The sequence below is a fragment of the Serratia sp. 201 genome (assembly GCF_037027545.1).
In the GTDB taxonomy this organism is placed as follows: domain Bacteria; phylum Pseudomonadota; class Gammaproteobacteria; order Enterobacterales; family Enterobacteriaceae; genus Serratia; species Serratia bockelmannii.
In genome coordinates this window covers 184203-209827 of sequence record NZ_JAXCHC010000003.1, presented here as the reverse complement: position 1 = coordinate 209827, position 25625 = coordinate 184203, and the positions used below count along the sequence as shown (strand labels likewise).

Genomic DNA, 25625 nt, shown 5'->3' with positions numbered 1-25625 from the left:
GACCGGCCCTTTGACTTAGTGGATTAATACAACGTGCTGGATAGAATTAAAGTCTGTTTTACCGAAAGCATCCAAACCCAGATCGCGGCGGCGGAAGCACTGCCGGACGCCATTTCCCGCGCTGCGATGACGCTGGTTCAATCCTTACTCAACGGCAACAAAATCCTGTGCTGCGGCAACGGCACCTCGGCGGCCAACGCGCAGCACTTCGCCGCCAGCATGATCAACCGTTTTGAAACCGAGCGCCCCAGCCTGCCAGCCATCGCCCTCAACGCCGACAACGTGGTGCTGACGGCGATCAGCAACGATCGGTTGCACGACGAAGTGTACGCCAAGCAGGTGCGCGCACTTGGGCACACCGGTGACGTGCTGCTGGCGATTTCCACCCGCGGCAACAGCCGTGATATTGTGAAAGCGGTCGAGGCGGCCGTGACCCGCGATATGACCATCGTCGCGCTCACCGGCTACGACGGTGGCGAACTGGCCGGGTTGCTCGGCCAGCAGGATGTCGAGATCCGCATCCCGTCGCACCGCAGCTCGCGCATTCAGGAAATGCATATGCTGACCGTAAACTGCCTGTGCGACCTGATAGACAATACGTTATTCCCCCACCAGGACGATTAAGGAACTGAGATGAAGCTAAAAGCCACATTTGCAGTGCTGTCCAGCGCCCTGCTGTTGCAAGGCTGTATCGCCGGCGTCGTCGTCGGCAGTGCGGCCGTCGCGACCAAAACCGCCACCGACCCGCGCAGCGTCGGGACCCAGGTGGATGACGGCACGCTGGAAGCCAGGGTCGAAAGCGCCCTGAGCAAAGACCAGCAGTTGAAGAAAGATGCCCGGGTGGTCGCCACCGCCTATCAGGGCAAGGTGCTGTTGACCGGCCAGTCGCCTAACGCCGATCTCACCGCGCGCGCCAAGCAGATCGCCATGGGCGTGGAAGGCACGACCGAAGTGTATAACGAGATCCGTCAGGGCACGCCAGTCAGCCTGAGCACCGCGTCCTCCGACACCTGGATCACCACCAAGGTGCGTTCGCAGCTGCTCACCAGCGATACGGTGAAATCGTCCAACGTGAAGGTTACTACCGAAAACGGCGAAGTGTTCTTGCTGGGCCTGGTCACGCAGCAGGAAGGGCAGTCAGCGGCGCAGATTGCTAGCCAGGTCAGCGGCGTGAAGCACGTCACGACCGCCTTTACCTATGTGAAATAAACCGCTTGGCGGGAGCGGCACCGTGCCGCTCCCGCCCGTTTAATCCAGCTTGTTCTCGCGTAAAAACGCTTCCCCGCCCAGTTGCCGCATTTGGCGCATAATCCATTGTTGACGCTGCACCACATAGCCGGACGGCGCATCGGCCCTGAAGCGATGCGGATTCGGCAATACCGCCGCCAGCAGCGCCGCTTCGGCCGCGCTCAGACGTTTGGCCGGCTTATGGAAAAAGCGCTGTGAAGCCTCTTCCACGCCGAACACCCCGTCGCCGAACTCGACGATGTTCAGATACACCGTCAGAATACGTCGCTTGGTCCACACCAGCTCGATGCCCGACGTCAACCCGGCCTCCAGCCCTTTGCGCAGCCAGCTGCGGCCATCCCACAGAAACAGGTTTTTAGCGGTCTGCTGCGACAGCGTGGACGCGCCGCGGATGCGCGTCGGGCGCTTCTCGTTGTGGCTGAGCGCCTTTTCAATGGCCGCCACATCGAAGCCCCAATGGTCTGGAAACTTCTGATCCTCCGCCGCCATCACCGCCAGCGCCATTTGCGGCGAGATATCGTCCATCGACACCCAGTCCGAATGGGCGACGTAGCCGAAGTCGCCGCTCAGCCAGGCGCTGACTTTCCTCTCCACCATCACGGCGGAAAACGGCACCGGCAGGAAGGCAAAGAGCACAATGCCCAACACCCACAGGCCGATAATCGCGATGACGCCGCGCTTCAGCCAATACCACGGGCGCAGCCGCCGCCATCCGCCGAGCGATTTTCTCATTCAGCCAGTTCCAGCACCCGCGCCACCAGCTTATCGATGCCGAGGGCCGCCTGCGCGATCGACGGCGCCAGCATATAGGCTGGCGTAGTCACGATCTTGTGCTCGCTGTCCACCACGATGTCGTCCACCGGACAAATCACCGGCTCGCCGCCCATGGCGTCAATCACTTCCCCTAGGTCCGGATCGTTGCCAATGGTGAGCCGCGCTTGTTGATCCAGCAGTTTCGGCAACAGCGCCGGCGCGATGCACATCAGGCCAATTGGTTTGTTGGCCTTATGCATCTCGCGCGTCAGACGCGCCAAATCTTCATCGACCCAACATTCCGCGCCGGCTTCGGCGAAATTGCTAAGATTCTTGGCGGCGCCAAAGCCACCGGGCACGATCAGCGCATCCAACTGGGCGGCTTCCGCCAGCGCCAGCGGCTGCACGGCCCCGCGGGCAATGCGCGCCGATTCAATCAGGACATTGCGCGACTCCGCCATCTCCTCACCCGATAAGTGATTAATAACATGGCATTGTGGTTTATCAGGCGCAAAGCACACCGCCTGGGCGCCGGCACGGTCCAACGCCAGCAGCGTCAGCACCGCTTCATGGATCTCCGTACCGTCATAAACGCCGCTGCCGCTGAGGACTACACCCACCTTTTTCATCACTCTTACTCCTGTCGCTGCTGTCAACTGGTTCGTGCTCTGAGTTGACAAACACTAATCTACATCACACATTTTAATGAATCTTCTAACAAGAGCGCTTACATTTGCTATGTTGTTGGCTGTATGATGTTTAGGAATTCGCAACAACCTGCTCGACCAGAACACTGAAACCAATACGCAGGTTCACAATTTCCCTGGTGTTGGCGCAATATTCGCGCACCCCGGCTTAGGTCGGGGTCATTTTTTTTCAGCGTTCTCAACCCAAGCCCGCAGTACCTGCACATCGTTGCGCCACTCTTGCTTCAACTCATCCACCCAATCCTGCACGTTATCCCACCAGGCCGGCAGCGTCGGCGTTTGAATCTGCTGCGCCAGCTGCTGCAGATGGCGCAGACCGACCGAACCGGCGGCGCCCTTGATCTTGTGCCCTTCCTCGGTGATGCCTTTCTGATCGCGCGCCGTCATGTTGGAGTCCAGCACCGCCAGGTAGCCCGGCATCATCTGTTCGAACATCTCCAGGCTTTGGTGGATCAGCTGCGGGCCAACCAGATCCATGTACTGTTCCAGCATCGCGGTATCGAGTAACGACTCATTAATCTGCATCGCCTTGTGCTCCGTTTTCTTTGAAGTGTGAGAAGGTTGATGATCCCAATAGTGTTTGATGACCTGGGTCAGCGCCGGCACCGACAACGGCTTGCTCAGCACATCGTCCATGCCCGCCTCGAGATACTCTTTTTTGTCTTTCAGCACGTTGGCGGTCAAAGCCACCAGCGGCGGCAGCGCCTGCCCGGCATAGCGTTCGCGCAGCGCCCGGGCGATATCCAGCCCGGTCATGTCCGGCAGTTGGATGTCCAGCAGTACCAGATCGAACTCGTCCGGGTCGAACATCGCCAGCGCATCGTGGCCGTTCATCGCCACATCGACGCTGTTGCCCAATTTCTCCAGCACCGATCGCGCCACGATCACGTTCAGTTCGATATCCTCCACCAGCAGGATGTGCAGCGCCGGCAACGGCAGCTCCTCTTCCTCCGATACCTCGCTGACGGCTTCCTGCACCGCCGGCGCCTGGATGGTCAGAGTGAAGCAAGAACCGTGCCCCTGTTCGCTGCGCACGGTGATGTCACCCCCCATGCTCTGCGCCAACCGCTTGGAGACCGCCAGCCCGATACCGGTGCCGGTGGCCGGACGGCCGCCGCGCTGATCTTTCACCTGGTAATACATGGCGAAGATCTTGTCCTGCTCGTCCTGCGGGATGCCCATGCCCGAATCTTCCACCTCGAACACCAACTTCTCCTGCGCCTCGCGCCGCACGCGCACCACGATTTTCCCCTGCTGGGTAAATTTCACCGCGTTGCCGATCAGGTTCCACAAGATCTGCCGCAGGCGCGTGCCGTCGGTCACGATCTGCTGCGGCAGCGGCGTCTGCGGATCCATGATGAACTGCAGCCCTTTCGGCTGCGCCAGCAGGCCGGAGAGGTTCTCCAGATCTGCCAGGAAACCGGTGAAGTCCACCGGCTGGTTGTCGAGCTGCACCTTGCGCCGCTCGAGCTTATCCATTTCGATAATGTCGTTGAAGATATTGCCGAGGGTGATGGCGCTGACGTGGATGGTCTTCAGGTATTTCAGTTGCTCGTCATTCAGCTCGGTATCGAGCAGGATGCGGCTCAGGCCGACGATGCCGTTAAGCGGCGTACGCAGCTCGTGGCTGATGGTGGAGATAAAGGTGGTCTTCTCCCTGCTGGCGTTCTCCAGCGCGTCCTGGTAGCGCTTACGTTCGGTAATATCGCGGCCGAAACCCATCAGCCCGTGGCGTTTGCCCACCCGGTCGTAAAACGGGACCTTGCGCAGCTCGAAACAGGCTTTGCGGCCGTCGGGATACACCAGCCACTGTTCGTAGGTCAGCGAGACGTTGTGGCGGAACACCTTCTCGTCGGTCTCAATGACCTTTTCGGCGATCTCCTGGCCGTAGACGTCGAACGGCGTCAGGCCGATCAGCTGCTTCTCGCTTTTGCCGGTCAGCAGCTCCATCGCGCGGTTGCAGCCGGAGAACTCTTTGTCTTCGTTGCGGTAGTAGACCAGATCCGGCGAGGCATCGAGGAAGGAACGCAACAGCGCCGATTGCTGGCCCAGCTCAATCTGCGCCAGCTCGCGCTGTTCCATCTCTTCGGTCAGCTTTTCCATCACCTGCAGGCGCTCTTCTTCCGCCTTGATACGGTCGGCAATCTCCTGATTCAGCTGGCTGATATTGTCTTTGAGCTGCTGATTGAGCTCCAGATCGCGGTGGCGCATCTCTTCGAGCTTGTCCACCAGCCGCGCCAGCCGTTGGCGCGACTCTTCCAACTGTTCCACCACCACCGAGAGAAAATAGACCGCCCACGGGGTGATCAACAGGCCGAAGAAGATCGAACGCACCACGTCGATGCTTTCCACTTCGCCGCGCAGCAGCATGGTCACCGCCATCTGCACCACCATCGCCAGCACCACCAGCGCCGAGGCCAGCAGCAGCGAGAAGCGTACCAACCCCAGTTTCACCATTAAATCAACGTAGTACTGGGCCAACACCCGGATTTGCTTCATAGCGGCTCCCATCAGACACAATCTTTTGAATCATACCGTAAAACCGCGGTGAGATAAGGCGGCAAACGCCGAAGTGTGGCAAAGATTGCACTTCAGAACGGCATTCCAGGGCGGTAGCGCCACTTTTCATCCAGCGCGCTGCCCTGCCCACCGCGCTGTTGCAGATAAGCACCGACCGCCTGCATGCCACTCCAGCGGTTTTCGCACCACAGCGGCGCCAGCAGCGTCGGCCGACGGGCGCTGGCGGAAAGACGGTGATACACCACCTCGCCCGGCGTGTGGCGGATCATCTCCCCGGCGCTGACGGCGTAGTCCTCCAACGCCAGTTCGAACAAGCGCCCGGCGCGCCACGCTCGTGCCAGGGTACTGCCGGTCACGACGTGCAGCGGATGCAGTTTGATGCCATCCACGCCAGTCTCCACCACCCGCTGCAGCGTGAGCAGATGATCGCGCTGAGTTTCTCCCGGCAGCCCGACGATCAGATGGCAGCACACCTTCAGCCCGCGTTGCCGGGCCAGCCGCGCCGTCTGCTGATAACAGCGAAAATCATGGCCGCGATTGATGCGCTTCAGCGTTTTATCGTGCGCCGTCTGCAGCCCCAGCTCCAGCCACACTTCATAGCCTTGCTCGCGGTATCCCGCCAGCAGATCCAGCGCGGCGGGCGGCACGCAGTCCGGCCGGGTGCCGACGCACAGGCCGACCATGGCGCTCTGCGCCAACGCCTGCCGATACATCGACGCCAGCCGTTCGATCTGCGCATAGGTGCTGGTATAGGCCTGGAAATAGGCCAGATAGCGCCGCGCCCGATCGACCCGCGCGGCCTGCTGCGCCAGCTGTTCGTCGATGCTCTGGCGCTGCATCGCTTCATCGGCGAACGAGGCGACATTGCAGAACGTACAGCCGCCGCGCCCCAACGTGCCGTCGCGGTTAGGGCAGCTGAATCCGCCGTGCAGCGTGAGTTTATGGATCTTTTCGCCATAGCGGCGCTGGAGATCTGCGCCAAACATATTGACTAATTGCGGCAACTGCATAATCTTGGTGATTCTCTGTGTTCAAAGCCGCGATGCTAATAAGAAACGGCTTTTCCCGCGATGACAGAGATCAACGCTTTCCCCGCAAGGCGCCGCCAGGCATAACTATTCATCATAAACGCAAATCAATTCACTATAATTCTGATGAATTATTCTAATCGTCACGCAACCGTTAACGGCAATATGACAACACGGTGAAAAATAGTCATAAACATCAGCCAAGCAATATCTTATAGAATAAAATTCTGGCATTAACCCCCGCACTAGCATGGTGCAGAGATTAAGGGGTTGCACTATAGTGAGACAGCTCACACTTCTGCGGGGATCGGTGTTGCCCCACGACAGTGCAAAAATGCATTAAATTACTTATTTATCAAATAAATAAACATCATTAATTCGATAAGAATCTATCTTAAGCCCACATTTGACCTGCGAATTCTTTCTCGCTAAGTTGGAAGTCCGCTGGAAGCTTTCTGGACGGGCAAACGTCTCGTCATATTTATGCAGTAATTGAAGACTCCCTCTTAAAACAAGTCCTATACCACTTGTGAGACCGTCACGAGAGGCCATTGATGGAGGGCGGAAAAGCAGATTGGCGGGGTTAACTTGCTGATTGGACTTCTGCCTGAAATTGGGAAGCCCCCTCGCAGTAGGTTGTGAGAGTCACGCAGAGCCTGGGGAGGTTCACGATATGTTGTACGATAAATCCCAAGAGAGGGACAACTGTGGTTTCGGCCTGATCGCCCACATAGAAGGCGAACCTAGCCACAAGGTGGTGCGCACCGCCATTCACGCGCTGGCCCGCATGCAGCACCGCGGCGCGATCCTGGCCGACGGCAAGACCGGCGACGGCTGCGGCCTGTTGCTGCAAAAACCCGATCGCTTCTTCCGCATGGTGGCGGAAGAGCGCGGCTGGCGTTTGGCCAAGAACTACGCCGTCGGCATGATGTTCCTCAGCCAGAATGAAGAGGAAGCGCGCCTCAGCCGCCGCATCGTGGAAGAAGAGCTGCAAAACGAAACGCTGTCGATCGTCGGCTGGCGTGAAGTGCCGACTAACCCGGACGTGCTGGGTGAAATCGCCCTCTCCTCCCTGCCGCGCATCGAGCAAATCTTCGTTAATGCCCCGGCCGGCTGGCGCCCGCGCGATATGGAGCGCCGCCTGTTCGTGGCGCGTCGCCGCATCGAGAAACGCGTGCAGGACAACAGCTTCTACGTCTGCAGCTTCTCCAACCTGGTGACGATCTATAAAGGCCTGTGCATGCCTGCGGATCTGCCGCGCTTCTATCTCGATCTGGCGGACCTGCGCCTGGAGTCGGCCATTTGCCTGTTCCACCAGCGCTTCTCCACCAACACCGTGCCGCGCTGGCCGCTGGCGCAGCCGTTCCGCTACCTGGCGCACAACGGCGAAATCAATACCATCACCGGCAACCGCCAATGGGCGCGTGCCCGTACCTACAAATTCCAAACGCCACTGATCCCGGATCTGCAGGCCGCCGCGCCGTTCGTCAACGAAACCGGCTCCGACTCCAGTTCGCTGGACAACATGCTGGAGCTGCTGCTGGCGGGCGGGATGGATCTCATCCGCGCCATGCGCCTGCTGGTGCCGCCGGCCTGGCAAAACAACCCGGACATGGACGGCGATCTGCGCGCCTTCTTCGACTTCAACTCGATGCACATGGAGCCGTGGGACGGCCCGGCCGGCATCGTGATGTCCGACGGCCGCTACGCCGCCTGTAACCTCGATCGCAACGGCCTGCGCCCGGCGCGCTACGTGATCACCAAAGACAAGCTGATCACCTGCGCCTCCGAAGTCGGCATCTGGGATTACCAGCCGGATGAAGTGGTGGAAAAAGGCCGCGTCGGCCCCGGCGAGCTGATGGTGATCGACACCCGCAGCGGCCGTATCCTGCACTCAGCGGAAACCGACAACGATCTGAAAAGCCGCCACCCGTATAAAGAGTGGATGGAGAAAAACGTCAAACGCCTGGTGCCGTTCGAAGATCTGCCGGACGATCAGGTCGGCAGCCGCGAGCTCGACGACGCGCAGCTCGAAACCTACCAGAAACAGTTCGGCTACAGCAGCGAAGAGCTGGATCAGGTGATCCGCGTGCTGGGCGAGATTGGCCAGGAAGCCACCGGTTCGATGGGCGACGATACCCCGTTCGCCGTGCTCTCCAGCCGGCCGCGCATCGTTTACGACTACTTCCGCCAGCAGTTCGCGCAGGTCACCAACCCGCCGATCGATCCGCTGCGCGAAGCGCACGTCATGTCGCTGGCCACCAGCATCGGCCGTGAAATGAACGTGTTCTGCGAAGCCGAAGGCCAGGCGCACCGTCTGAGCTTCAAATCGCCGATCCTGCTGTACTCCGATTTCAAACAGCTCACCACGCTGGAAGGCGAATACTATCGCGCCGAGACCCTCGATCTGACCTTCGATCCGCAGCAGCAGGATCTGGAGCAGACCATTCGCGCCCTGTGCGACGAAGCGGAACGTAAGGTGCGCGAAGGCGCAGTGCTGTTGGTGCTGTCCGACCGCGCCATCGCGCCCGGCCGCCTGCCGGTACCGGCTCCGATGGCCGTTGGCGCCGTGCAAACCCGCCTGGTGGAGAAAAGCCTGCGCTGCGACGCCAACCTGATCGTTGAAACCGCCAGCGCCCGCGATCCGCACCACTTCGCCGTGCTGCTCGGCTTCGGCGCGACCGCCATCTACCCGTACCTGGCCTATGAAACCCTGGCCAAGCTGGTGGACAGCCAGGCGATCGACAAGAAATACCGCGACGTGATGCTGAACTACCGCAACGGCATCAACAAAGGCCTGTACAAAATCATGTCCAAAATGGGCATCTCGACCATCGCCTCTTACCGCTGCTCCAAGCTGTTCGAAGCGGTCGGCCTGCACCGCGATCTGGCGGATCTGTGCTTCCAGGGCGTGGTCAGCCGCATCGGCGGCGCCAGCTTCAGCGATTTCCAGCAGGATCTGCAGAACCTTTCCAAGCGGGCCTGGCTGAAACGCAAGCCGCTGGAGCAAGGCGGCCTGCTGAAGTTCGTGCACGGCGGCGAATACCACGCCTACAACCCGGACGTGGTGAACTCGCTGCAAAAAGCGGTGCACAGCGGGGAATACAGCGACTATCAGGCCTACGCCAAGCTGGTGAACGAGCGGCCGATCGCCATGCTGCGCGATCTGCTGGCCATCACGCCGAAAGGTGAACCGATCCCGGTCGATCAGGTCGAACCGGCGGAGTCGCTGTTCAAACGCTTCGACACCGCGGCGATGTCGATCGGCGCACTGAGCCCGGAAGCGCACGAGTCGCTGGCGATCGCCATGAACGGTCTCGGCGGCTTCTCCAACTCTGGCGAAGGCGGCGAAGATCCGGCGCGCTACCGCACCAACAAGGTGTCGCGCATCAAACAGGTGGCCTCCGGCCGCTTCGGCGTGACGCCGGCCTACCTGGTGAACGCCGACGTGATCCAAATTAAGGTCGCGCAAGGCGCCAAGCCGGGCGAAGGCGGCCAGCTACCGGGCGACAAAGTCACTCCGTACATCGCCAGATTGCGTTATTCAGTGCCGGGCGTGACGCTGATCTCCCCGCCGCCGCACCACGACATCTACTCGATCGAAGATCTGGCGCAGCTGATCTTCGACCTGAAGCAGGTCAACCCGAAGGCGGTGATCTCGGTGAAACTGGTGTCCGAGCCGGGCGTGGGCACCATCGCCACCGGCGTGGCGAAAGCCTATGCCGATCTCATCACCATCGCCGGTTACGACGGCGGCACCGGCGCCAGCCCGCTGTCCTCGGTGAAATATGCCGGCTGTCCGTGGGAACTGGGCCTGGTGGAAACCCAGCAGGCGCTGGTGGCCAACGGCCTGCGCCACAAGATCCGCCTGCAGGTGGACGGCGGCCTGAAAACCGGCGTGGACATCGTCAAAGCGGCGATCCTGGGCGCGGAAAGCTTCGGCTTCGGCACCGGGCCGATGGTGGCGCTGGGCTGCAAATACCTGCGCATCTGCCACCTCAACAACTGCGCGACCGGCGTCGCGACTCAGGACGACAAGCTGCGCCGCGATCACTACCACGGCCTGCCAGAACGCGTGACGAATTACTTCCAGTTTATCGCGCGTGAAACCCGCGAGATCATGGCCCAACTGGGCGTGAGCCAACTGGTGGATCTGATCGGCCGCACCGAGTTCCTGACCGAGCTGGACGGCATCTCCGCCAAGCAGAACAAGCTGGATCTGTCGCCGCTGCTGAAAACCGCCACGCCGCATCCGGGCAAAGCGGTGTACTGCACCGAAAGCAGCAACCCGGCGTTCGACAAGGGCCTGCTGAACAAAGAGCTGCTGGCGCAGGCGCAGCCGTACATCGAAGCGAAGCAGGGTAAAACCTTCTACTTCGACATTCGCAACACCGACCGCTCCGTGGGCGCCATGCTGTCCGGCGCGATCGCCGACGTGCACGGCGATCAGGGCATGGCGGCCGATCCTATTAAGGCGCACTTCTCCGGCACCGCCGGGCAGAGCTTCGGCGTTTGGAACGCCGGCGGCGTCGAGCTGACCCTGACCGGCGATGCCAACGACTATGTCGGCAAAGGCATGGCCGGCGGCAGCATCGCAGTGCGTCCGCCGATCGGCTCCGCCTTCCGCAGCCATGAAGCCAGTATCGTCGGCAACACCTGCCTGTACGGCGCCACCGGCGGCAAGCTGTTCGCTGCCGGCCGCGCGGGCGAACGCTTCGCGGTGCGCAACTCCGGCGCCATCACCGTGGTGGAAGGCATCGGCGACAACGGCTGCGAATACATGACCGGCGGCATCGTCTGTGTGCTGGGTAAAACCGGCATCAACTTCGGTGCCGGCATGACCGGCGGCTTTGCCTACGTGTTGGACGAAGATGGCGAGTTCCGCAAGCGCGTGAATCCGGAGCTGGTGGAAGTGCTGGATGTCGATCAGCTGGCGATCCATGAGGAGCACCTGCGCGGCCTGATCACCGAACACGTGCAGGCGACCGGCTCTTCCCGCGCGGAAGAGATCCTGGCCAACTGGCCGGAGTGGGCGCCAAAGTTCGCCCTGGTCAAACCGAAGTCTAGCGATGTCAAAGCGCTGTTGGGTCACCGTAGCCGCTCCGCAGCCGAGCTGCGGGTGCAGGCGCAGTAAGAGGTAGGTCATTAATGAGCCAGAACGTTTATCAATTTATCGACCTGCAGCGTGTTGATCCGCCAAAGAAACCGCTGAAGATCCGCAAAATCGAGTTCGTCGAGATCTACGAACCGTTTTCGGAAACCCAGGCCAAGGCCCAGGCGGACCGCTGTCTGTCCTGCGGCAACCCGTATTGCGAGTGGAAGTGCCCGGTGCACAACTACATCCCGAACTGGCTGAAACTGGCCAACGAAGGCCGCATCATGGAAGCGGCGGACCTGGCGCATCAGACCAACAGCCTGCCGGAGGTGTGCGGCCGCGTATGCCCGCAGGATCGCCTGTGCGAAGGCTCCTGCACTCTGAACGACGAGTTCGGCGCGGTCACCATCGGCAATATCGAGCGCTACATCAGCGATAAGGCCATCGAAATGGGCTGGAAGCCGGACATGTCTCACGTACAGCCGACCGGCAAGCGCGTGGCGATCGTCGGTGCCGGCCCTGCCGGGCTGGCCTGCGCCGACGTGCTGACCCGCAACGGCGTCAAAGCGGTGGTGTATGACCGTCATCCAGAGATCGGCGGCCTGCTGACCTTCGGCATCCCGGCTTTCAAGCTGGAAAAGGAAGTGATGGTCAAACGCCGCGGCATCTTCAGCGAGATGGGCATCGAGTTCCAGCTGAACACCGAAGTGGGCAAAGACATCAGCATGGAGACCTTGCTGAGCGAGTACGATGCGGTGTTCCTCGGCGTCGGTACCTATCAGTCGATGCGCGGCGGCCTGGAGAATGAGGAAGCGCAGGGCGTGTACGACGCGCTGCCGTTCCTGATCGCCAACACCAAGCAGCTGATGGGCTATGAAACCGAGCAGCACGAGCCTTACGTCAGCATGGAAGGCAAGCGGGTAGTGGTGCTGGGCGGCGGTGATACCGCCATGGACTGTGTGCGTACCTCGGTGCGTCAGGGCGCGACGCAGGTCGTCTGCGCCTACCGCCGCGACGAGGCCAACATGCCGGGTTCCAAGCGCGAAGTGAAGAACGCGCGGGAAGAAGGGGTGGACTTCCAGTTTAACCTGCAGCCGCTGAGCATCGAACTGAACAGCGCCGGCCGCGTGGCCGGGGTGAAAATGGTGCGCACTCAGCTGGGCGCACCGGATGCCAACGGCCGTCAGGCGGCGGAGCAGGTACCGGGTTCCGAACACGTTATCGACGCCGACGCGGTGGTGATGGCGTTCGGCTTCCGCCCACACCGTATGGACTGGCTGGCGGCGCACGACGTGCAGCTCGATAAACAGGGCCGCATCGTGGCGCCGGAAGGCAGCGACAACGCATTCCAGACCAGCAACCCGAAAATCTTCGCCGGTGGCGACGCGGTCCGCGGCTCCGACCTGGTGGTGACGGCGATCGCCGAAGGCCGCAAAGCGGCAGACGGCATCATGAACTACCTGGAAGTGTAAACCTTCCGTACCGCCAAAGGCCCGGCACGTTGCCGGGCCTTTGTTTTAACCGGCCACGCTTTGTAACAACCGCCCCTCTCCTCACTGCCTCAACGCGCTATAGTATTGAGTTAGCACCATTGCAGGGCGCGGCTGCGCCTGACACCGAGATAAGGATAGCGAACATGAAATGCTCCATTTCCCTGTTGGCCGGCGCGCTGCTGGCCGTCAGTTTCAGCGCCTCAGCCCTGGCGCTGGATTCGCAGGAGGTCGGTTACAATATCGAAGCGCGCGGCGCGCGGCCGGTCGTGGCGCAGTTGGGCAAAGCCGGGCAGTTCAGCGCCGTGGAAAACAGCATCCGGTTGGGGGACGACAACTGGATTGCTCTGGCGCCCAAGCTGGCCGGCGGCGGCAATGCCGGATTTACCGCCGGCATTAAATCTGCCCTCTCCGCGGCCCTGATCTACAACCCGGCGGCGGTATTGCAGGCGCTCAACAAAGGCAACGGTCTGCCGCTCAATGACATCTGCACCGCGCCACCGGAAGTGCAAGGCGACACCGCCATCACCAGCTTCCGTGAGCGTGCAGCCCACGCGCTGTCCACCGTGCGCGTAGGCGATCTCAGCGCGCCGCGCGATGCCTGCATTGCCGCCTTGAAAGGCTGATCCGCTTCGTCCGGGCAAAAAAAAGCACCCCACGGGGTGCTTTTTCGTTTGTTCACGCGGGCTTATTTCACCACACGCAGCGCCGGGCGGCCACCGCGCGGCGGCTGCGGCGGTTCGTCGTCCGGGCCGTCATCTTCCGCGGTATCCGGGCGATCGCCGTCGATCACTGACATCAGGGTTTCCGACGGGATCGTCTCATTGTCCAGACCTTCGAACACGCCTTCGCTCTCGTCGTAGGCGGCTTCCGGTTCGAACATCGTGCCGGCGCCGTTTTCACGCGCATAAATCGCCAGTACGGCTGCCATCGGCACCGAAACCTGACGCGGCACGCCGCCGAAACGTGCGTTAAACTGCACGTCTTCGTTGCCCAACGCCAGGTTGCCTACCGCGCGCGGCGCGATATTCAACACGATCTGGCCATCACGCGCGAACTCCATCGGCACCTGAACATCCGGGCGAGTCACGTCGACCACCAGGTGCGGCGTCAGCTGGTTATCCAGCAACCAGTCGTAGAACGCCCGCAACAGATACGGGCGACGCGGCGTCATCTGAGACATGTCCATCGCGCTTAGCCCCGGGTTTGCAGGCGCATTTCACGCTCGGCTTCGGTCAGGGAAGCCAGGAAAGCGTCGCGTTCGAAGACGCGGGTCATGTAGCCTTTCAGCTCTTTAGAGCCGGCGCCGCTCAATTCGATGCCCAGCTGCGGCAGACGCCACAACAGCGGTGCCAGGTAGCAATCCACCAGGCTGAACTCTTCGCTCATGAAATACGGCGTCTGGCCGAAGATAGGCGCGATCGCCAACAGCTCTTCACGCAGCTGACGACGGGCGGATTCCGCTTCCTGACCGCTGCTCTTCTCGATCTTGTCCATCAGCGAGTACCAGTTCTTCTCGATGCGCAGCATCATCAGACGGCTCTCACCACGGGCAACCGGGTAAACCGGCATCAGCGGCGGGTGCGGGAAGCGCTCATCCAGGTATTCCATGATGATGCGGGATTCATACAGGGTCAGTTCGCGATCGACCAGCGTAGGCACCGTCTGGTAAGGGTTGAGGTCAATCAGATCTTGCGGCAGGTTATCCATTTCGACCTGCTCGATCTCGACGCTGACACCTTTCTCCGCCAGTACGATACGTACTTGATGGCTAAAAATGTCGGTCGGGCCAGAGAACAGCGTCATTACCGAACGTTTGTTGGCAGCGACAGCCATGAAAACCTCCAAGTTATCTAGAAAATACTGCGAATAGCCAACTGACAGGCTGCTATCCTGAATAATCTTGCCGCAGGCCGGCAGCACGCAGCGCGACCCGAACCCATAAAAAACCGGCCCAGGAGGTCAACTGCACGGCGAACAGGCGCAAAAGTGGGTGATAGTTTACCAGATTTTGCTTGTTTTGTGGGGGCAGTGCGGCGAATTCATGTTGAATTGTCTGATATGCCACAGATTTTAGTCGGGGACGGCGGATTTCAGGCATAAAAAAACCCGGTGAAGCACCGGGTTTTTTGCGTAAATCGCACTGCCGAAGCAGCGAAAATTAACGCTTGGAGAACTGCGGACGACGACGTGCTTTACGCAGACCGACTTTCTTACGTTCAACCTGACGAGCGTCACGGGTGACGAAGCCAGCTTTACGCAGTTCAGAACGCAGAGTCTCATCGTACTCCATCAGCGCACGGGTGATACCGTGACGGATAGCGCCAGCTTGACCGGAGATACCACCACCTTTAACGGTGATGTACAGATCCAGTTTGCCAACCATGTCGACCAGTTCCAGCGGCTGACGAACTACCATGCGGGCAGTTTCGCGACCGAAGTACTGTTCCAGGCTGCGCTGGTTGATAACGATGTTACCGTTGCCCGGCTTGATGAAGACGCGAGCGGCGGAGCTTTTGCGGCGACCAGTGCCGTAGTATTGATTTTCAGCCATTGCCATTAATCCCGATTAAATGTCCAGAACTTGCGGTTGCTGTGCCGCGTGATTGTGCTCGGTGCCCGCGTAAACTTTCAGTTTACGGAACATAGCACGACCCAGCGGGCCCTTTGGCAGCATGCCTTTAACCGCGATTTCAATCACGCGCTCAGGACGGCGGGCAATCATCTCTTCAAAGGTCGCTTGCTTGATACCACCGATGTGGCCGGTGTGGTGGTAGTACACTTTGTCTGTACGCTTGTTGCCGGTTACAGCAACTTTGTCAGCGTTCAGAACGATGATGTAATCACCGGTATCCACGTGCGGGGTGTATTCCGCTTTATGCTTGCCGCGCAGGCGACGAGCCAGTTCAGTAGCGAGACGGCCTAAAGTTTTACCATCTGCATCAACAACGTACCAGTCGCGTTTTACGGTTTCTGGTTTAGCTGTAAAAGTTTTCATTAGAAAGCTTACCCAATAATTAGTTACACGTTGGTGAACACCCAAACGCTCGAAAACAGTTGAGGCTCACACGACCATACAAGTCCAGCAAACCTACCCCTTCGAATAGCCATTGCCGGCACTATAAAGTTTTTGGGAAAAAAAACTTTGTTGTAACGTGGGGTCGCAAGATTATAGAGAAGTCGCTCACAAAGATCGAACGGTTTTTGAATGGAAAATAAATTTATCGCCGGCGGCGGACAACCGGCGATATGGCGGCGGCAAGCCCGGCAGATTCAGGGCAGATGCGGCAGCTTGAGGTACTCTTCGCTCTGCATTTCCTGCAGGCGCGACAGGCAGCGCTGGAATTCAAATTTCAGCTGCACCCCCTGATAGATCTCGAACATCGACGCTTCGGCGCCGATCACCAGCTTGATGTGCCGTTCGTAGAATTCGTCCACCAACGCCAGGAAACGGCGCGCGGTATTCTCTTTCAGCGGCCCCATCACCCGCACATTATACAGGATCACGCTGTGATACAGCCGCGACAGCGCGATGTAGTCTAGTTGGCTGCGCGCCTCTTCGCACAACGTGTGGAAATCCACCGCCAGCACGCCGTCCACCGAACGGATCGCCTGCAGCGGCCGATGGTTGATCTGCAGCACCGGCGCGTCCTCCCCCGCCTTGCCCGCCAGCTTGACGAACATCCGATCCAGCGTCTCGCGCGTCTGGTCGCTCAGCGGCGTCAGGTAGAGGTGCGCCTGGGTCAGGGTACGCAGACGATAGTCGATGCCGGCGTCGACGTTCATCACGTCGCAGTACTCGTTGATCAGATCGATGGCCGGCAGGAAACGCGCCCGCTGCAGACCGTTGCGGTACAGATCGTCCGGCGGGATGTTCGACGTGGCCACCAGCGTGATGCCGCGCGCGAACAGCGCCTGCAGCAGCGTGGCCAGCAGCATGGCGTCGGTGATGTCGGACACGAAGAATTCGTCGAAGCACAGCACGTCGGTCTCGGCCTTAAAGCCGTCGGCGACGATTTCCAGCGGGTTTTCCCGCCCCTGCAACTCGGTCAGCTCTTCATGCACCCGCAGCATGAAGCGGTGAAAGTGCAGACGCATTTTGCGATCGCCCGGCAAACTGTGGAAGAACATATCCATCAACCAGGTTTTGCCGCGCCCGACGCCGCCCCACATATACAGCCCCTGCACCGGGCGCTGTGGCGCCGTGTCGCCGCCCTTGCCCAGCAAGCGGCTGAGCTTGCCGCGCAGCCCGCCGGCAGGCGCGCTCGCCGCCGGCTTTTGCAGCAGAGCCTGATAAATGCGATCCAGTTGAGTCACGGCCCGGCGTTGAACCTCATCGGCCTGATATTCACCCGCATCCAGCGCCTGCTGGTAGCGAGATAACGGTGATAGTGCCTGCATCTGTTCGATGTTCCCTAAGAACGCTTAGAAATTATTTAGCCAACGTTGGCGGCAAGTTGATGCCGATTCGCACCGTTATCGCCACAAATACCCGCTGCGGGCGCCGCTGAAAACCCTGTAAAAATTAGGTGGAAGCGCATCAGGATTCCACTCGGACAAGGTTAACGGTTATAGTGGATATTATTAAGTGAAAAATCCCTGCGGAACAACGAAGTCAAAATAGGAGTCATCATGACCTGGGAGTATGCGCTGATTGGTTTGGTCGTCGGTATCGTGATTGGTGCGGTGGCGATGCGTTTTGGCAACCGTAAATTACGTCAACAACAAGTCCTGCAGAACGAGCTGGACAAGAGCAAAACCGAGCTGGAAGAGTACCGTCAGGAGCTGGTCGGCCACTTTGCCCGCAGCGCCGAGCTGCTGGACAACATGGCGCGCGATTATCGTCAGCTGTATCAGCACATGGCGAAAAGCTCGAACAACCTGCTGCCGGATCTGCCGATGCAGGAAAATCCGTTCCGCTATCGCCTGACCGAAGCGGAAGCAGACAACGATCAAGCGCCGGTGGAAATGCCGCGCGACTATTCGGAAGGCGCCTCCGGCCTGCTGCGCGGGCAAAGCGCGCGCCGCGACTGATCCCCTTCGCCCGCGGGGCCACCCGCGGGCTTCCTCGCGTTTACCGTCTTGACCTTCCCTCGCATTACCTTTACTGAACTTTGCACGCAAATTCACGGTCTTACCCTTCACTATGACAAGGTGATTGCCTTATCATCAAATTTTCATCGGCAGGTATTGAGAGAGTTATAATCAATGAAGAAAAAGTCGTTAATTCTTAGTGCATTGGCAATGAGCCTCGGCCTGACGCTCAGCTCCGTACCGGTGGCCAACGCGGCCCTGCCCGTCGCCGTTCAGGGGCAGCCGCTGCCGAGCCTGGCGCCGATGCTGGAAAAAGTCTTGCCGGCCGTAGTGAGCGTGCATGTCGCCGGCACTCAGGTGCAGCGTCAACAGCTGCCGGAAGAGTTCAGACGCTTCTTCGGCCCTAACTTCCCCGGCCAACAGCAGAGCTCCCGCCCGTTTGAGGGGCTGGGTTCCGGCGTGATCATCGATGCCGCCAAAGGCTACGTGCTGACCAACAACCACGTCATCAACAACGCCGATAAAATTCGCGTGCAGTTGAACGACGGGCGCGAGCTGGACGCCAAGCTGGTTGGCCGCGATGAGCAATCCGATATCGCCTTGCTGCAGCTCAGCGACACCAAAAACCTGACCGCCATCAAGATGGCCGACTCCGATCAGCTGCGCGTCGGCGACTTTGCCGTCGCGGTCGGCAACCCGTTCGGCCTGGGCCAAACCGCTACCTCCGGCATTATCTCGGCGTTGGGGCGTTCCGGCCTGAATCTGGAAGGGCTGGAAAACTTCATTCAGACCGACGCCTCGATCAACCGCGGTAACTCCGGCGGCGCGCTGGTTAATCTGAATGGTGAGCTGATCGGCATCAATACCGCCATTTTGGCGCCGAGCGGCGGCAACGTCGGCATCGGCTTCGCTATTCCGAGCAATATGGCGCAGAACCTGAGCCAGCAGCTGATTGAATTCGGCGAAGTGAAACGCGGCCTGCTGGGCATCAAGGGCAGCGAAATGACCCCGGATATGGCCAAAGCCTTCAACACCGACGCGCAGCGCGGCGCCTTCGTCAGCGAAGTGCTGCCGAAATCCGCCGCCGCCAAGGCGGGCATCAAGGCTGGGGATATCCTGGTCTCCGTCGACGGTAAACCGGTGAGCAGCTTCGCCGAACTGCGCGCCAAGGTGGGCACCACCGCGCCGGGCAAAACCCTCAAGGTGGGCCTGCTGCGCGATGGCAAACCGCAGGAAGTCTCGGTCACGCTGGACAACAGCGAGAGCGCCTCGACCAATGCCGAAACGCTGTCGCCAGCGCTGCAGGGCGTCTCCCTCAGTAACGGCGCGTTGCCGAGCGGTGACAAGGGTGTGAAGGTGGAGAACGTGGATAAAGGGTCAACGGCGGCGCAGATCGGCCTGCAGAAAGGCGACGTGATCATCGGCGTCAACCGTCAGCGCGTGGACAACATCACTACGCTGCGCAAAGTGCTGGAGGCCAAGCCACCGGTGATGGCGCTCAATATCGTGCGCGGTAACGAAACCATTTATCTGCTGCTGCGTTAATTTGTGCAAAAACCGGGCTCGGTGACATACTGCGCCCGGTTAACTCATGCTATCCTCCGAACATCGTTCACCACACCACGAAAACTCCATGTTTGCTAAGCTCTTGCGTTCTGTCGTTATCGGTCTCATCGTTGCCGGCCTGCTGTTGGTCGCTCTGCCCATGCTGCGCTCTTCCAACGGCCTGTTTGCAGAGAAAACCGAGAATACCAGCGACGAAACGCCGGTGAGCTACAACAAGGCGGTGCGCCGCGCCGCGCCCGCCGTGGTGAACATCTACAACCGCAATCTGAACGGCGCCGCCAACGTGCTGTCGCTCGGTTCCGGCGTGATCATGAACGAACGCGGCTATATCATCACCAACCGCCACGTGATCAAAGACGCTCAGCAGATCACCGTGGTGTTGCAGGATGGCCGCCGCTACGAAGCGCTGTTGGTCGGCTCCGACGGCCTGACCGATTTGGCGGTGCTGAAGATCGATCCCGGCAATTTACCGGTGATCCCGACCAATAAAAATCGCGTTGCCCACGTCGGCGACGTGGTGCTGGCAATCGGCAACCCGTATAACCTGGGGCAAACCGTGACTCAGGGCATTCTCAGCGCTACCGGGCGCATCAGTATGAGCACCACCGGCCGCCAGACGTTCCTGCAGACCGACGCCTCAATCAACCGCGGCAACTCCGGCGGCGCGCTGGTCAACTCGCTGGGTGAGCTGATCGGCATCAATACCCTGACCTATGACAAAATCACCGACGGCGAAACGCCGGAGGGTCTCGGTTTTGCCATTCCGATCGAGCTGGCCACCAAAATCATGGACAAGCTGATCCGCGACGGCCGCGTGATCCGTGGCTATTTCGGCATTCAGGGCAAAGAGATCATTCCGCTGCGCTCCTCCAATTCCGGCATCGATCGCCTGCAGGGCATCATCGTGACCGAAATTACGCCGAACGGCCCGGCGAGCAGCGCCGGTTTCCAGATCAACGACATCATCATCAACGTGGATAACAAACCGGCGGTGTCCGTGCTGGAAACCATGGATCAGGTAGCAGAGATCAGACCGGGCACCGAGATACCGGTCATCGTGCTGCGCGACGGCAAACGCATTACGCTGAAAATGACGGTGGGTGAATTCCCGGAAGACAGCAATTAAAAAAGGGCCGGCATTGATAGCCGGCCCTTTGATTTTCATCCTGCCGATGCAGCCGCGCCGGCGCTAATGCCTTACTCGCCTTTCACACGCTCGATGTTCGCACCCAGCGCGCGCAGCTTGTCTTCAATACGCTCATAGCCGCGATCGATGTGATAGATGCGATCGACGACGGTCACGCCGTCGGCGATACAGCCGGCGATCACCAGGCTAGCGGAAGCGCGCAGATCGGTCGCCATCACCTGAGCGCCGGACAGCTGCTCAACGCCATGGCAGATCACGGTATTGCTCTCGATTTCCGCGTGTGCGCCCATGCGGATCAATTCCGGCACGTGCATGAAGCGGTTTTCGAAGATGGTCTCGGTGATAACGCCGGTGCCTTCCGCCACCAGGTTCAACAGGCTGAACTGGGCCTGCATGTCGGTCGGGAAGCCCGGGTGCGGCGCGGTGCGCACGGTGACCGCTTTCGGGCGTTTACCGTGCATGTCCAGGCTGATCCAGTCTTCACCCACTTCGATATCGGCACCGGCTTCGCGCAGCTTGGCCAGCACCGCATCCAGCGTATCCGGGCGGGTGTTGCGGCACATCACTTTGCCACCGGAAACCGCGGCGGCGATCAGGAAGGTCCCGGTCTCGATGCGGTCAGGCAGCACGCGATACACGCCGCCGCCCAGACGCTCGACGCCTTCGATGGTGATCTTGTCGCTACCGGCGCCGCTGATCTTCGCGCCCAGCGTATTGAGGAAGTTGGCGGTATCGACAATTTCCGGCTCACGTGCGGCGTTCTCGATAACGGTGGTGCCGGTCGCCAGAGTCGCGGCGCTCATGATGGTTACGGTCGCGCCCACGCTCACCTTATCCATGACGATGTGCGCGCCCTTCAGACGGCCCTCGACGGACGCCTTAACGTAGCCTTCTTCCAGCTTGATCTCGGCACCCAGTTGCTCCAGGCCGGTGATGTGCAGATCGACCGGACGCGCGCCGATCGCGCAGCCCCCCGGCAGGGAAACCTGACCGCGGCCGAAGCGCGCCACCAGCGGCCCCAGCGCCCAGATGGAAGCGCGCATGGTTTTCACCAGATCGTAAGGGGCGCAGAACTCGTTCACGCCGCTGGCGTCCACGAAGACCGAACCGTTACGCTCAATCTTGGTACCCAACTGGTTGAGTAGTTTAATGGTGGTGTCGATGTCCTTCAGCTTCGGGACATTCTGCAGCTCGACCGGCTCTTCCGCCAACAGGGCGGCGAACAGGATCGGCAGGGCGGCGTTTTTGGCCCCGGAAATAGACACTTCACCGCTCAGGCGGGTCCGACCCTGCACACGAAATTTATCCATCTGACTACTCTCTGTTATCTAATCTGAAGCTGCCCGCCCAGCAGGGCAAACAGCCTTAAAATCCGTTGAGTTTGCGGTCTCGCTGCCACTCTTCAGGGGTGTACGCCTTGATAGACAAGGCATGAATGCGGTTGTCAGCAATGTATTCCATCAGCGGTGCGTAAACCGTCTGCTGTTTTTTGACGCGGCTCATGCCGGCGAACAGTTCACCGACCACGATCGCTTGAAAATGGCTGCCGTCGCCCGTCACATGTGCTTCATCCAGTGCCAATGCCTGCATCAGCACGTCTTTAATCTCGTTGGTTTCCATAGTATCCAGTTCTGCCGCTAAAGGATCATAAACAGCCTAGTATCTTAGTGGAATACGATGTTTTCTTAAACTAAAGAAAAAGCCCCTGCATAACAGGGGCTTTGTATCGTTTTACCACGCAATGGCGGCGTAAAACGCCGCTAACCGACGGTATCGACAGGCATTATCGCCTGCAGGTTGTAGAGCGCGATCAGCGTTTTCAGGCGCTCGGTGGCGCCGAAAATTTTCAGCGCTACGCCGCGTTGGCGCTGCTCTTCCTGCAGATGCAGCAACAGCGCCAGCCCGGCGGAGTCCACGCGCTGCAGTTGCGCCACGTCGATCGCGGTTTTATCCGCCATCAGCGCGTCGCGCTGCCGCCACAGCGGCTGCAGCGTTTCCCGATCCAGTTCACCGCGCAGGATCAGCGTCTGCTGCTCTGATTCGAAGCTGAGCGCTGCCGACATCAGTTTTTCTTGTCCAGCGTGATAGGCTGCGCGGCGGCGGCCTGCAGCTGTTTGGTCAGGCCGTCGATGCCCTGAGTACGCAGCGTAGACGCCCACTCGTTCTGCTTGGTGGTGATCATGCTGACGCCTTCGGCGATCATGTCATACGCCTGCCAGTAGCCGGTTTTGCTGTTCTTGCGCCATTGGAAATCCAGACGCACCGGCGGACGGCCGCCGTTGTCGATGATGGTGACGCGAATAGCCACGATGTCGGCATTGCCCAGCGGTTGTTCAGGCGCGATCTGGTAAGTCTGGCCGTGATACATCGCCAGCGCCTGGCCGTAAGCCTGCTCCAGGTAAGCCTGGAAGGCGGTGAAGTAAGCTTCGCGCTGCGCAGGCGTTGCCTCTTTGTAGTAACGCCCCAGCACCAGCGCGCCGGCGTATTTCACCTGCACGAACGGCATCAGTTCCTGATGCACGATGGCACGCAGGTAGTTCGGGTCCTGCTTGATCTTCGGCTGTTCGTTCTTCAAACGGCTGAAAGTCTTCTGCGCCGCGTCTTGCATCATGCTGTAAGGATTGGTTTGGTCGGCTGCGCTCGCCAGCGGTGCAACCACCAGCAGAGCCACCATCAGTAAACGTTTAAACATGCAGGTATCCTCTCTTAATGATTTGGAACAGCGGGTTGCGGTGCGGCGCCGGCAGCCGGCTCAGCGGCCGCGTCTCCCGATTTGGCGCTGTCCTGACCGCCGCTTTTATACAGGAACTGGCCGATCAGGTCTTCCAGAACCATGGCTGATTTGGTGTCCTGAATGGTACCCCCGTCTTTCAGGATGGTGGTACCCATCTCAGGATCTTCAAAGCCCACGTTAAGCGCCAGGTATTGCTCGCCCAGCAGGCCGGAGGTGCGGATCGCCAGCGAGCTGGTATCTGGGATTTGGTCGTACTTTTTCTGGATATCCAGCGCCACGCGCGGCGTGTAGGTTTTCGAATCGAGTTCGATGTCAGCAACGCGGCCGATCACCACGCCGCCAATCTTCACCGGCGAACGCGGTTTCAGGCCGCCGATGTTGTCGAACGTTGCGTAAATGCGGTAGGTCGGCTCGCTGCCGATCGATTTAAGGTTCGCCACCTGCAGGCAGATAAACACGATGGCGCACAGCGCGATCAGCATAAATGCCCCAACCCAGATTTCACTCTTCTTCGTTTGCATCGAATCAATTCCCAAACATCAGTGCTGTCAGCACGAAATCCAATCCCAACACCGCCAGTGACGAATGCACCACGGTACGCGTCGTCGCCCGGCTAATCCCTTCAGAGGTAGGCACGGCGTCGTACCCGTTGAAAATGGCAATCCAGGTTACGGTAATGGCGAATACCACACTCTTGATCAGGCAGTTGAGCAGATCTTTTTTCCACTCTACGGCGCCCTGCATCGCCGACCAGAAGAAGCCGCTGTCGATGCCTTTCCAGTCCACGCCGACCACCGAGCCGCCCCAAATGCCGATCGCCACGAAAATGATGGTCAACAGCGGCATGCTGATCAGCCCCGCCCAGAAGCGCGGCGCCACGATGCGCCGCAGCGGATCGACCGCCATCATTTCCAGGCTGGAGATCTGCTCCGTCGCCTTCATCAGGCCGATTTCCGCCGTGAGCGCGGAACCGGCGCGGCCGGCGAACAGCAGCGCCGTGACCACCGGCCCCAGTTCGCGCAGCAGCGACAGCGCCACCATCATGCCGAGGCTGGCCTCGGCGCTGTAGGTGGTGAGCACGATATAGCCCTGCAGGCCCAGCACCATGCCGATAAACAGCCCGGAAACCATGATGATCAGCAGCGACTGCACGCCGACGCTGTAGAGCTGTTTCAACAACAGCGGCCACTGCTTGCCGGGTTCCGGCCGGCCAATCAACGCGTTGAACAGCATCAACCCGGCGCGGCCGAAGCTGGCGCTGGTGTTGATGCCACTGCGCCCCAACGACGCTAACGCTCTTAATAACATGAGCTTATTTACTCCCTAAGCCTAGCAGTTCGGCCTGATAATCCCCGGCCGGATAGCGGAACGGCACCGGCCCATCCGCTATACCATCCAGGAACTGGCGCACGCGCGCATCAGGATTGTTCTGCAATTGCTGCGTGGTGCCTTCAGCGATCACCCGGTGATCGGCCACGATGTAAGCGTAGTCAGCGATGCTCAGCACCTCCGGTACGTCGTGCGACACCACGATGCAGGTAATGCCCAGCGCATGGTTCAGCTCGTCGATCAGCTTGACCAGCACCCCCATGGTGATCGGATCCTGGCCAACGAAAGGTTCGTCGAACATGATCATTTCCGGGTCCAGCGCGATCGCACGCGCCAACGCCGCCCGGCGCGCCATACCGCCGGAAAGCTCATTGGGCATCAGCTGAGCCGCGCCGCGCAGCCCCACGGCTTCCAGCTTCATCAGCACCGTGCTGCGCAACAAAGGCTCCGGCAGGTTGCTGTGCTCGCGCAGCGGGTAAGCCACGTTTTCGAATACGGTCAAATCGGTAAACAGCGCGCCCGACTGGAACAGCATGCTCATCTTTTTGCGCGCGTCGTATAACTGACGGCGGGACAACGCGGGAATGTTGTCGCCGTCGAACCAAATCTCCCCGCTGTCCGGCGCCAGCTGGCCGCCTATCAGGCGCAGCAGCGTGGTTTTGCCGATGCCCGATGGCCCCATGATCGCCGTGACCTTACCGCGAGGCACCGTCAGGTTGATGTCTTCAAATATCCGTCGGTCGCCGCGCGAGAAGCTCATGTCGCGCACTTCGACCAAATTATCTGCCTTTTGGAGCATGTTAATGGACCCTTTACGACTCATCTTTTGCTGAATCTACCCGTGATGTTAAAGCAATGGGCGCAATCCGTCTCATCTTTACAAAAACTTACTGCCATTTCGCAACCAATGGTGCCATTGGTTTTACTTTTCCGCGCCACCCGGTCAAAATTGGCGCCATAACGAAAAAAAACGA

Annotated in this window: 24 protein-coding genes; 8 read left to right on the top strand and 16 right to left on the bottom strand. The window is 59.9% G+C overall.

The window, feature by feature from the left end:
• Positions 1–33 precede the first annotated feature (33 nt).
• On the top strand, positions 34–624 hold the full coding sequence (gene diaA / locus WA302_RS16625) for a DnaA initiator-associating protein DiaA (RefSeq protein WP_004937103.1): 591 nt from the start codon (positions 34–36) through the stop codon (positions 622–624).
• Between the two features lie 9 nt (positions 625–633).
• Positions 634–1209 (top strand): division/outer membrane stress-associated lipid-binding lipoprotein, encoded by a 576-nt coding sequence (dolP, locus tag WA302_RS16620; protein WP_004937101.1) that lies wholly within the window; start codon positions 634–636, stop codon positions 1207–1209.
• Between the two features lie 39 nt (positions 1210–1248).
• Here the strand turns inward: dolP and mtgA are convergent, their stop codons facing one another.
• From mtgA to WA302_RS16600, 4 genes are all read right to left on the bottom strand, one after another.
• Entirely contained in the window at positions 1249–1980 is a 732-nt protein-coding gene (gene mtgA / locus WA302_RS16615) for a monofunctional biosynthetic peptidoglycan transglycosylase (RefSeq protein ID WP_197822540.1), read from the bottom strand.
• On the bottom strand, positions 1977–2630 hold the full coding sequence (elbB, locus tag WA302_RS16610) for an isoprenoid biosynthesis glyoxalase ElbB (RefSeq protein ID WP_060448034.1): 654 nt from the start codon (positions 2628–2630) through the stop codon (positions 1977–1979). Before elbB ends, mtgA begins: the two co-directional genes overlap by 4 nt.
• Positions 2631–2867: 237 nt before the next feature.
• Positions 2868–5207: an aerobic respiration two-component sensor histidine kinase ArcB gene (gene arcB / locus WA302_RS16605; RefSeq protein WP_025304360.1), complete on the bottom strand. Its 2340-nt coding sequence runs from the start codon at positions 5205–5207 to the stop codon at positions 2868–2870.
• Positions 5208–5299: 92 nt separating this feature from the next.
• The gene (locus WA302_RS16600) at positions 5300–6238 is read right to left on the bottom strand and encodes a TIGR01212 family radical SAM protein (protein ID WP_261456609.1); all 939 of its coding nucleotides are present in this window, start codon (positions 6236–6238) and stop codon (positions 5300–5302) included.
• Positions 6239–6929: 691 nt separating this feature from the next.
• Between WA302_RS16600 and gltB the strand changes: the two genes are divergently transcribed.
• The 3 genes from gltB (at position 6930) to WA302_RS16585 (ending at position 13467) form a co-directional block, all read left to right on the top strand.
• On the top strand, positions 6930–11390 hold the full coding sequence (gene gltB / locus WA302_RS16595) for a glutamate synthase large subunit (RefSeq protein WP_049208322.1): 4461 nt from the start codon (positions 6930–6932) through the stop codon (positions 11388–11390).
• Positions 11391–11404: 14 nt separating this feature from the next.
• The gene (locus WA302_RS16590) at positions 11405–12823 is read left to right on the top strand and encodes a glutamate synthase small subunit (protein WP_043141970.1); all 1419 of its coding nucleotides are present in this window, start codon (positions 11405–11407) and stop codon (positions 12821–12823) included.
• 164 nt (positions 12824–12987) lie between these two features.
• Positions 12988–13467 carry a hypothetical protein gene (locus WA302_RS16585; RefSeq protein WP_049204372.1) on the top strand — a complete coding sequence of 160 codons (480 nt, stop codon included), beginning with the start codon at positions 12988–12990 and terminating at the stop codon, positions 13465–13467.
• 62 nt (positions 13468–13529) lie between these two features.
• On the opposite strand, the gene sspB is transcribed toward WA302_RS16585, so the two are convergent.
• From sspB to zapE, 5 genes are all read right to left on the bottom strand, one after another.
• Entirely contained in the window at positions 13530–14030 is a 501-nt protein-coding gene (gene sspB, locus WA302_RS16580; RefSeq protein WP_025304365.1) for a ClpXP protease specificity-enhancing factor, read from the bottom strand.
• 5 nt (positions 14031–14035) lie between these two features.
• Positions 14036–14677, bottom strand: a complete 642-nt coding sequence (gene sspA, locus WA302_RS16575) for a stringent starvation protein SspA (RefSeq protein WP_025304366.1) — start codon at positions 14675–14677, stop codon at positions 14036–14038.
• A gap of 325 nt (positions 14678–15002) precedes the next feature.
• Positions 15003–15395 carry a 30S ribosomal protein S9 gene (gene rpsI / locus WA302_RS16570; RefSeq protein WP_004937080.1) on the bottom strand — a complete coding sequence of 131 codons (393 nt, stop codon included), beginning with the start codon at positions 15393–15395 and terminating at the stop codon, positions 15003–15005.
• Positions 15396–15410: 15 nt separating this feature from the next.
• Positions 15411–15839 carry a 50S ribosomal protein L13 gene (rplM, locus tag WA302_RS16565; protein WP_004937079.1) on the bottom strand — a complete coding sequence of 143 codons (429 nt, stop codon included), beginning with the start codon at positions 15837–15839 and terminating at the stop codon, positions 15411–15413.
• A 275-nt stretch (positions 15840–16114) separates the two neighbouring features.
• A complete protein-coding gene (gene zapE, locus WA302_RS16560; RefSeq protein WP_033644501.1) occupies positions 16115–17242 on the bottom strand; it encodes a cell division protein ZapE in 1128 nt (375 codons plus the stop codon).
• A gap of 231 nt (positions 17243–17473) precedes the next feature.
• Between zapE and zapG the strand changes: the two genes are divergently transcribed.
• From zapG to degS, 3 genes are all read left to right on the top strand, one after another.
• Positions 17474–17875 (top strand): Z-ring associated protein ZapG, encoded by a 402-nt coding sequence (zapG, locus tag WA302_RS16555; protein WP_004937074.1) that lies wholly within the window; start codon positions 17474–17476, stop codon positions 17873–17875.
• 174 nt (positions 17876–18049) lie between these two features.
• Positions 18050–19420, top strand: a complete 1371-nt coding sequence (gene degQ, locus WA302_RS16550; protein ID WP_025304368.1) for a serine endoprotease DegQ — start codon at positions 18050–18052, stop codon at positions 19418–19420.
• A gap of 88 nt (positions 19421–19508) precedes the next feature.
• Entirely contained in the window at positions 19509–20567 is a 1059-nt protein-coding gene (degS, locus tag WA302_RS16545; RefSeq protein WP_025304369.1) for an outer membrane-stress sensor serine endopeptidase DegS, read from the top strand.
• Between the two features lie 71 nt (positions 20568–20638).
• Here the strand turns inward: degS and murA are convergent, their stop codons facing one another.
• The 7 genes from murA to mlaF form a co-directional block, all read right to left on the bottom strand.
• Complete coding sequence (murA, locus tag WA302_RS16540) at positions 20639–21898, bottom strand: UDP-N-acetylglucosamine 1-carboxyvinyltransferase (RefSeq protein WP_004937068.1); 1260 nt, start codon at positions 21896–21898, stop codon at positions 20639–20641.
• Between the two features lie 55 nt (positions 21899–21953).
• A complete protein-coding gene (gene ibaG, locus WA302_RS16535; protein ID WP_025304370.1) occupies positions 21954–22208 on the bottom strand; it encodes a BolA family iron metabolism protein IbaG in 255 nt (84 codons plus the stop codon).
• Between the two features lie 140 nt (positions 22209–22348).
• A complete protein-coding gene (gene mlaB / locus WA302_RS16530) occupies positions 22349–22651 on the bottom strand; it encodes a lipid asymmetry maintenance protein MlaB (protein WP_025304371.1) in 303 nt (100 codons plus the stop codon).
• Positions 22651–23280 carry a phospholipid-binding protein MlaC gene (mlaC, locus tag WA302_RS16525; protein ID WP_025304372.1) on the bottom strand — a complete coding sequence of 210 codons (630 nt, stop codon included), beginning with the start codon at positions 23278–23280 and terminating at the stop codon, positions 22651–22653. The genes mlaB and mlaC overlap by 1 nt, the downstream gene beginning before the upstream one ends.
• Before the next feature lie 14 nt (positions 23281–23294).
• On the bottom strand, positions 23295–23843 hold the full coding sequence (gene mlaD, locus WA302_RS16520) for an outer membrane lipid asymmetry maintenance protein MlaD (protein WP_025304373.1): 549 nt from the start codon (positions 23841–23843) through the stop codon (positions 23295–23297).
• Positions 23844–23847: 4 nt separating this feature from the next.
• Positions 23848–24630, bottom strand: coding sequence for a lipid asymmetry maintenance ABC transporter permease subunit MlaE (mlaE, locus tag WA302_RS16515; RefSeq protein ID WP_004937059.1), 783 nt, complete (start codon positions 24628–24630; stop codon positions 23848–23850).
• Between the two features lie 4 nt (positions 24631–24634).
• Positions 24635–25450, bottom strand: coding sequence for a phospholipid ABC transporter ATP-binding protein MlaF (gene mlaF, locus WA302_RS16510; protein WP_043141965.1), 816 nt, complete (start codon positions 25448–25450; stop codon positions 24635–24637).
• Between the last annotated feature and the right edge of the window lie 175 nt (positions 25451–25625).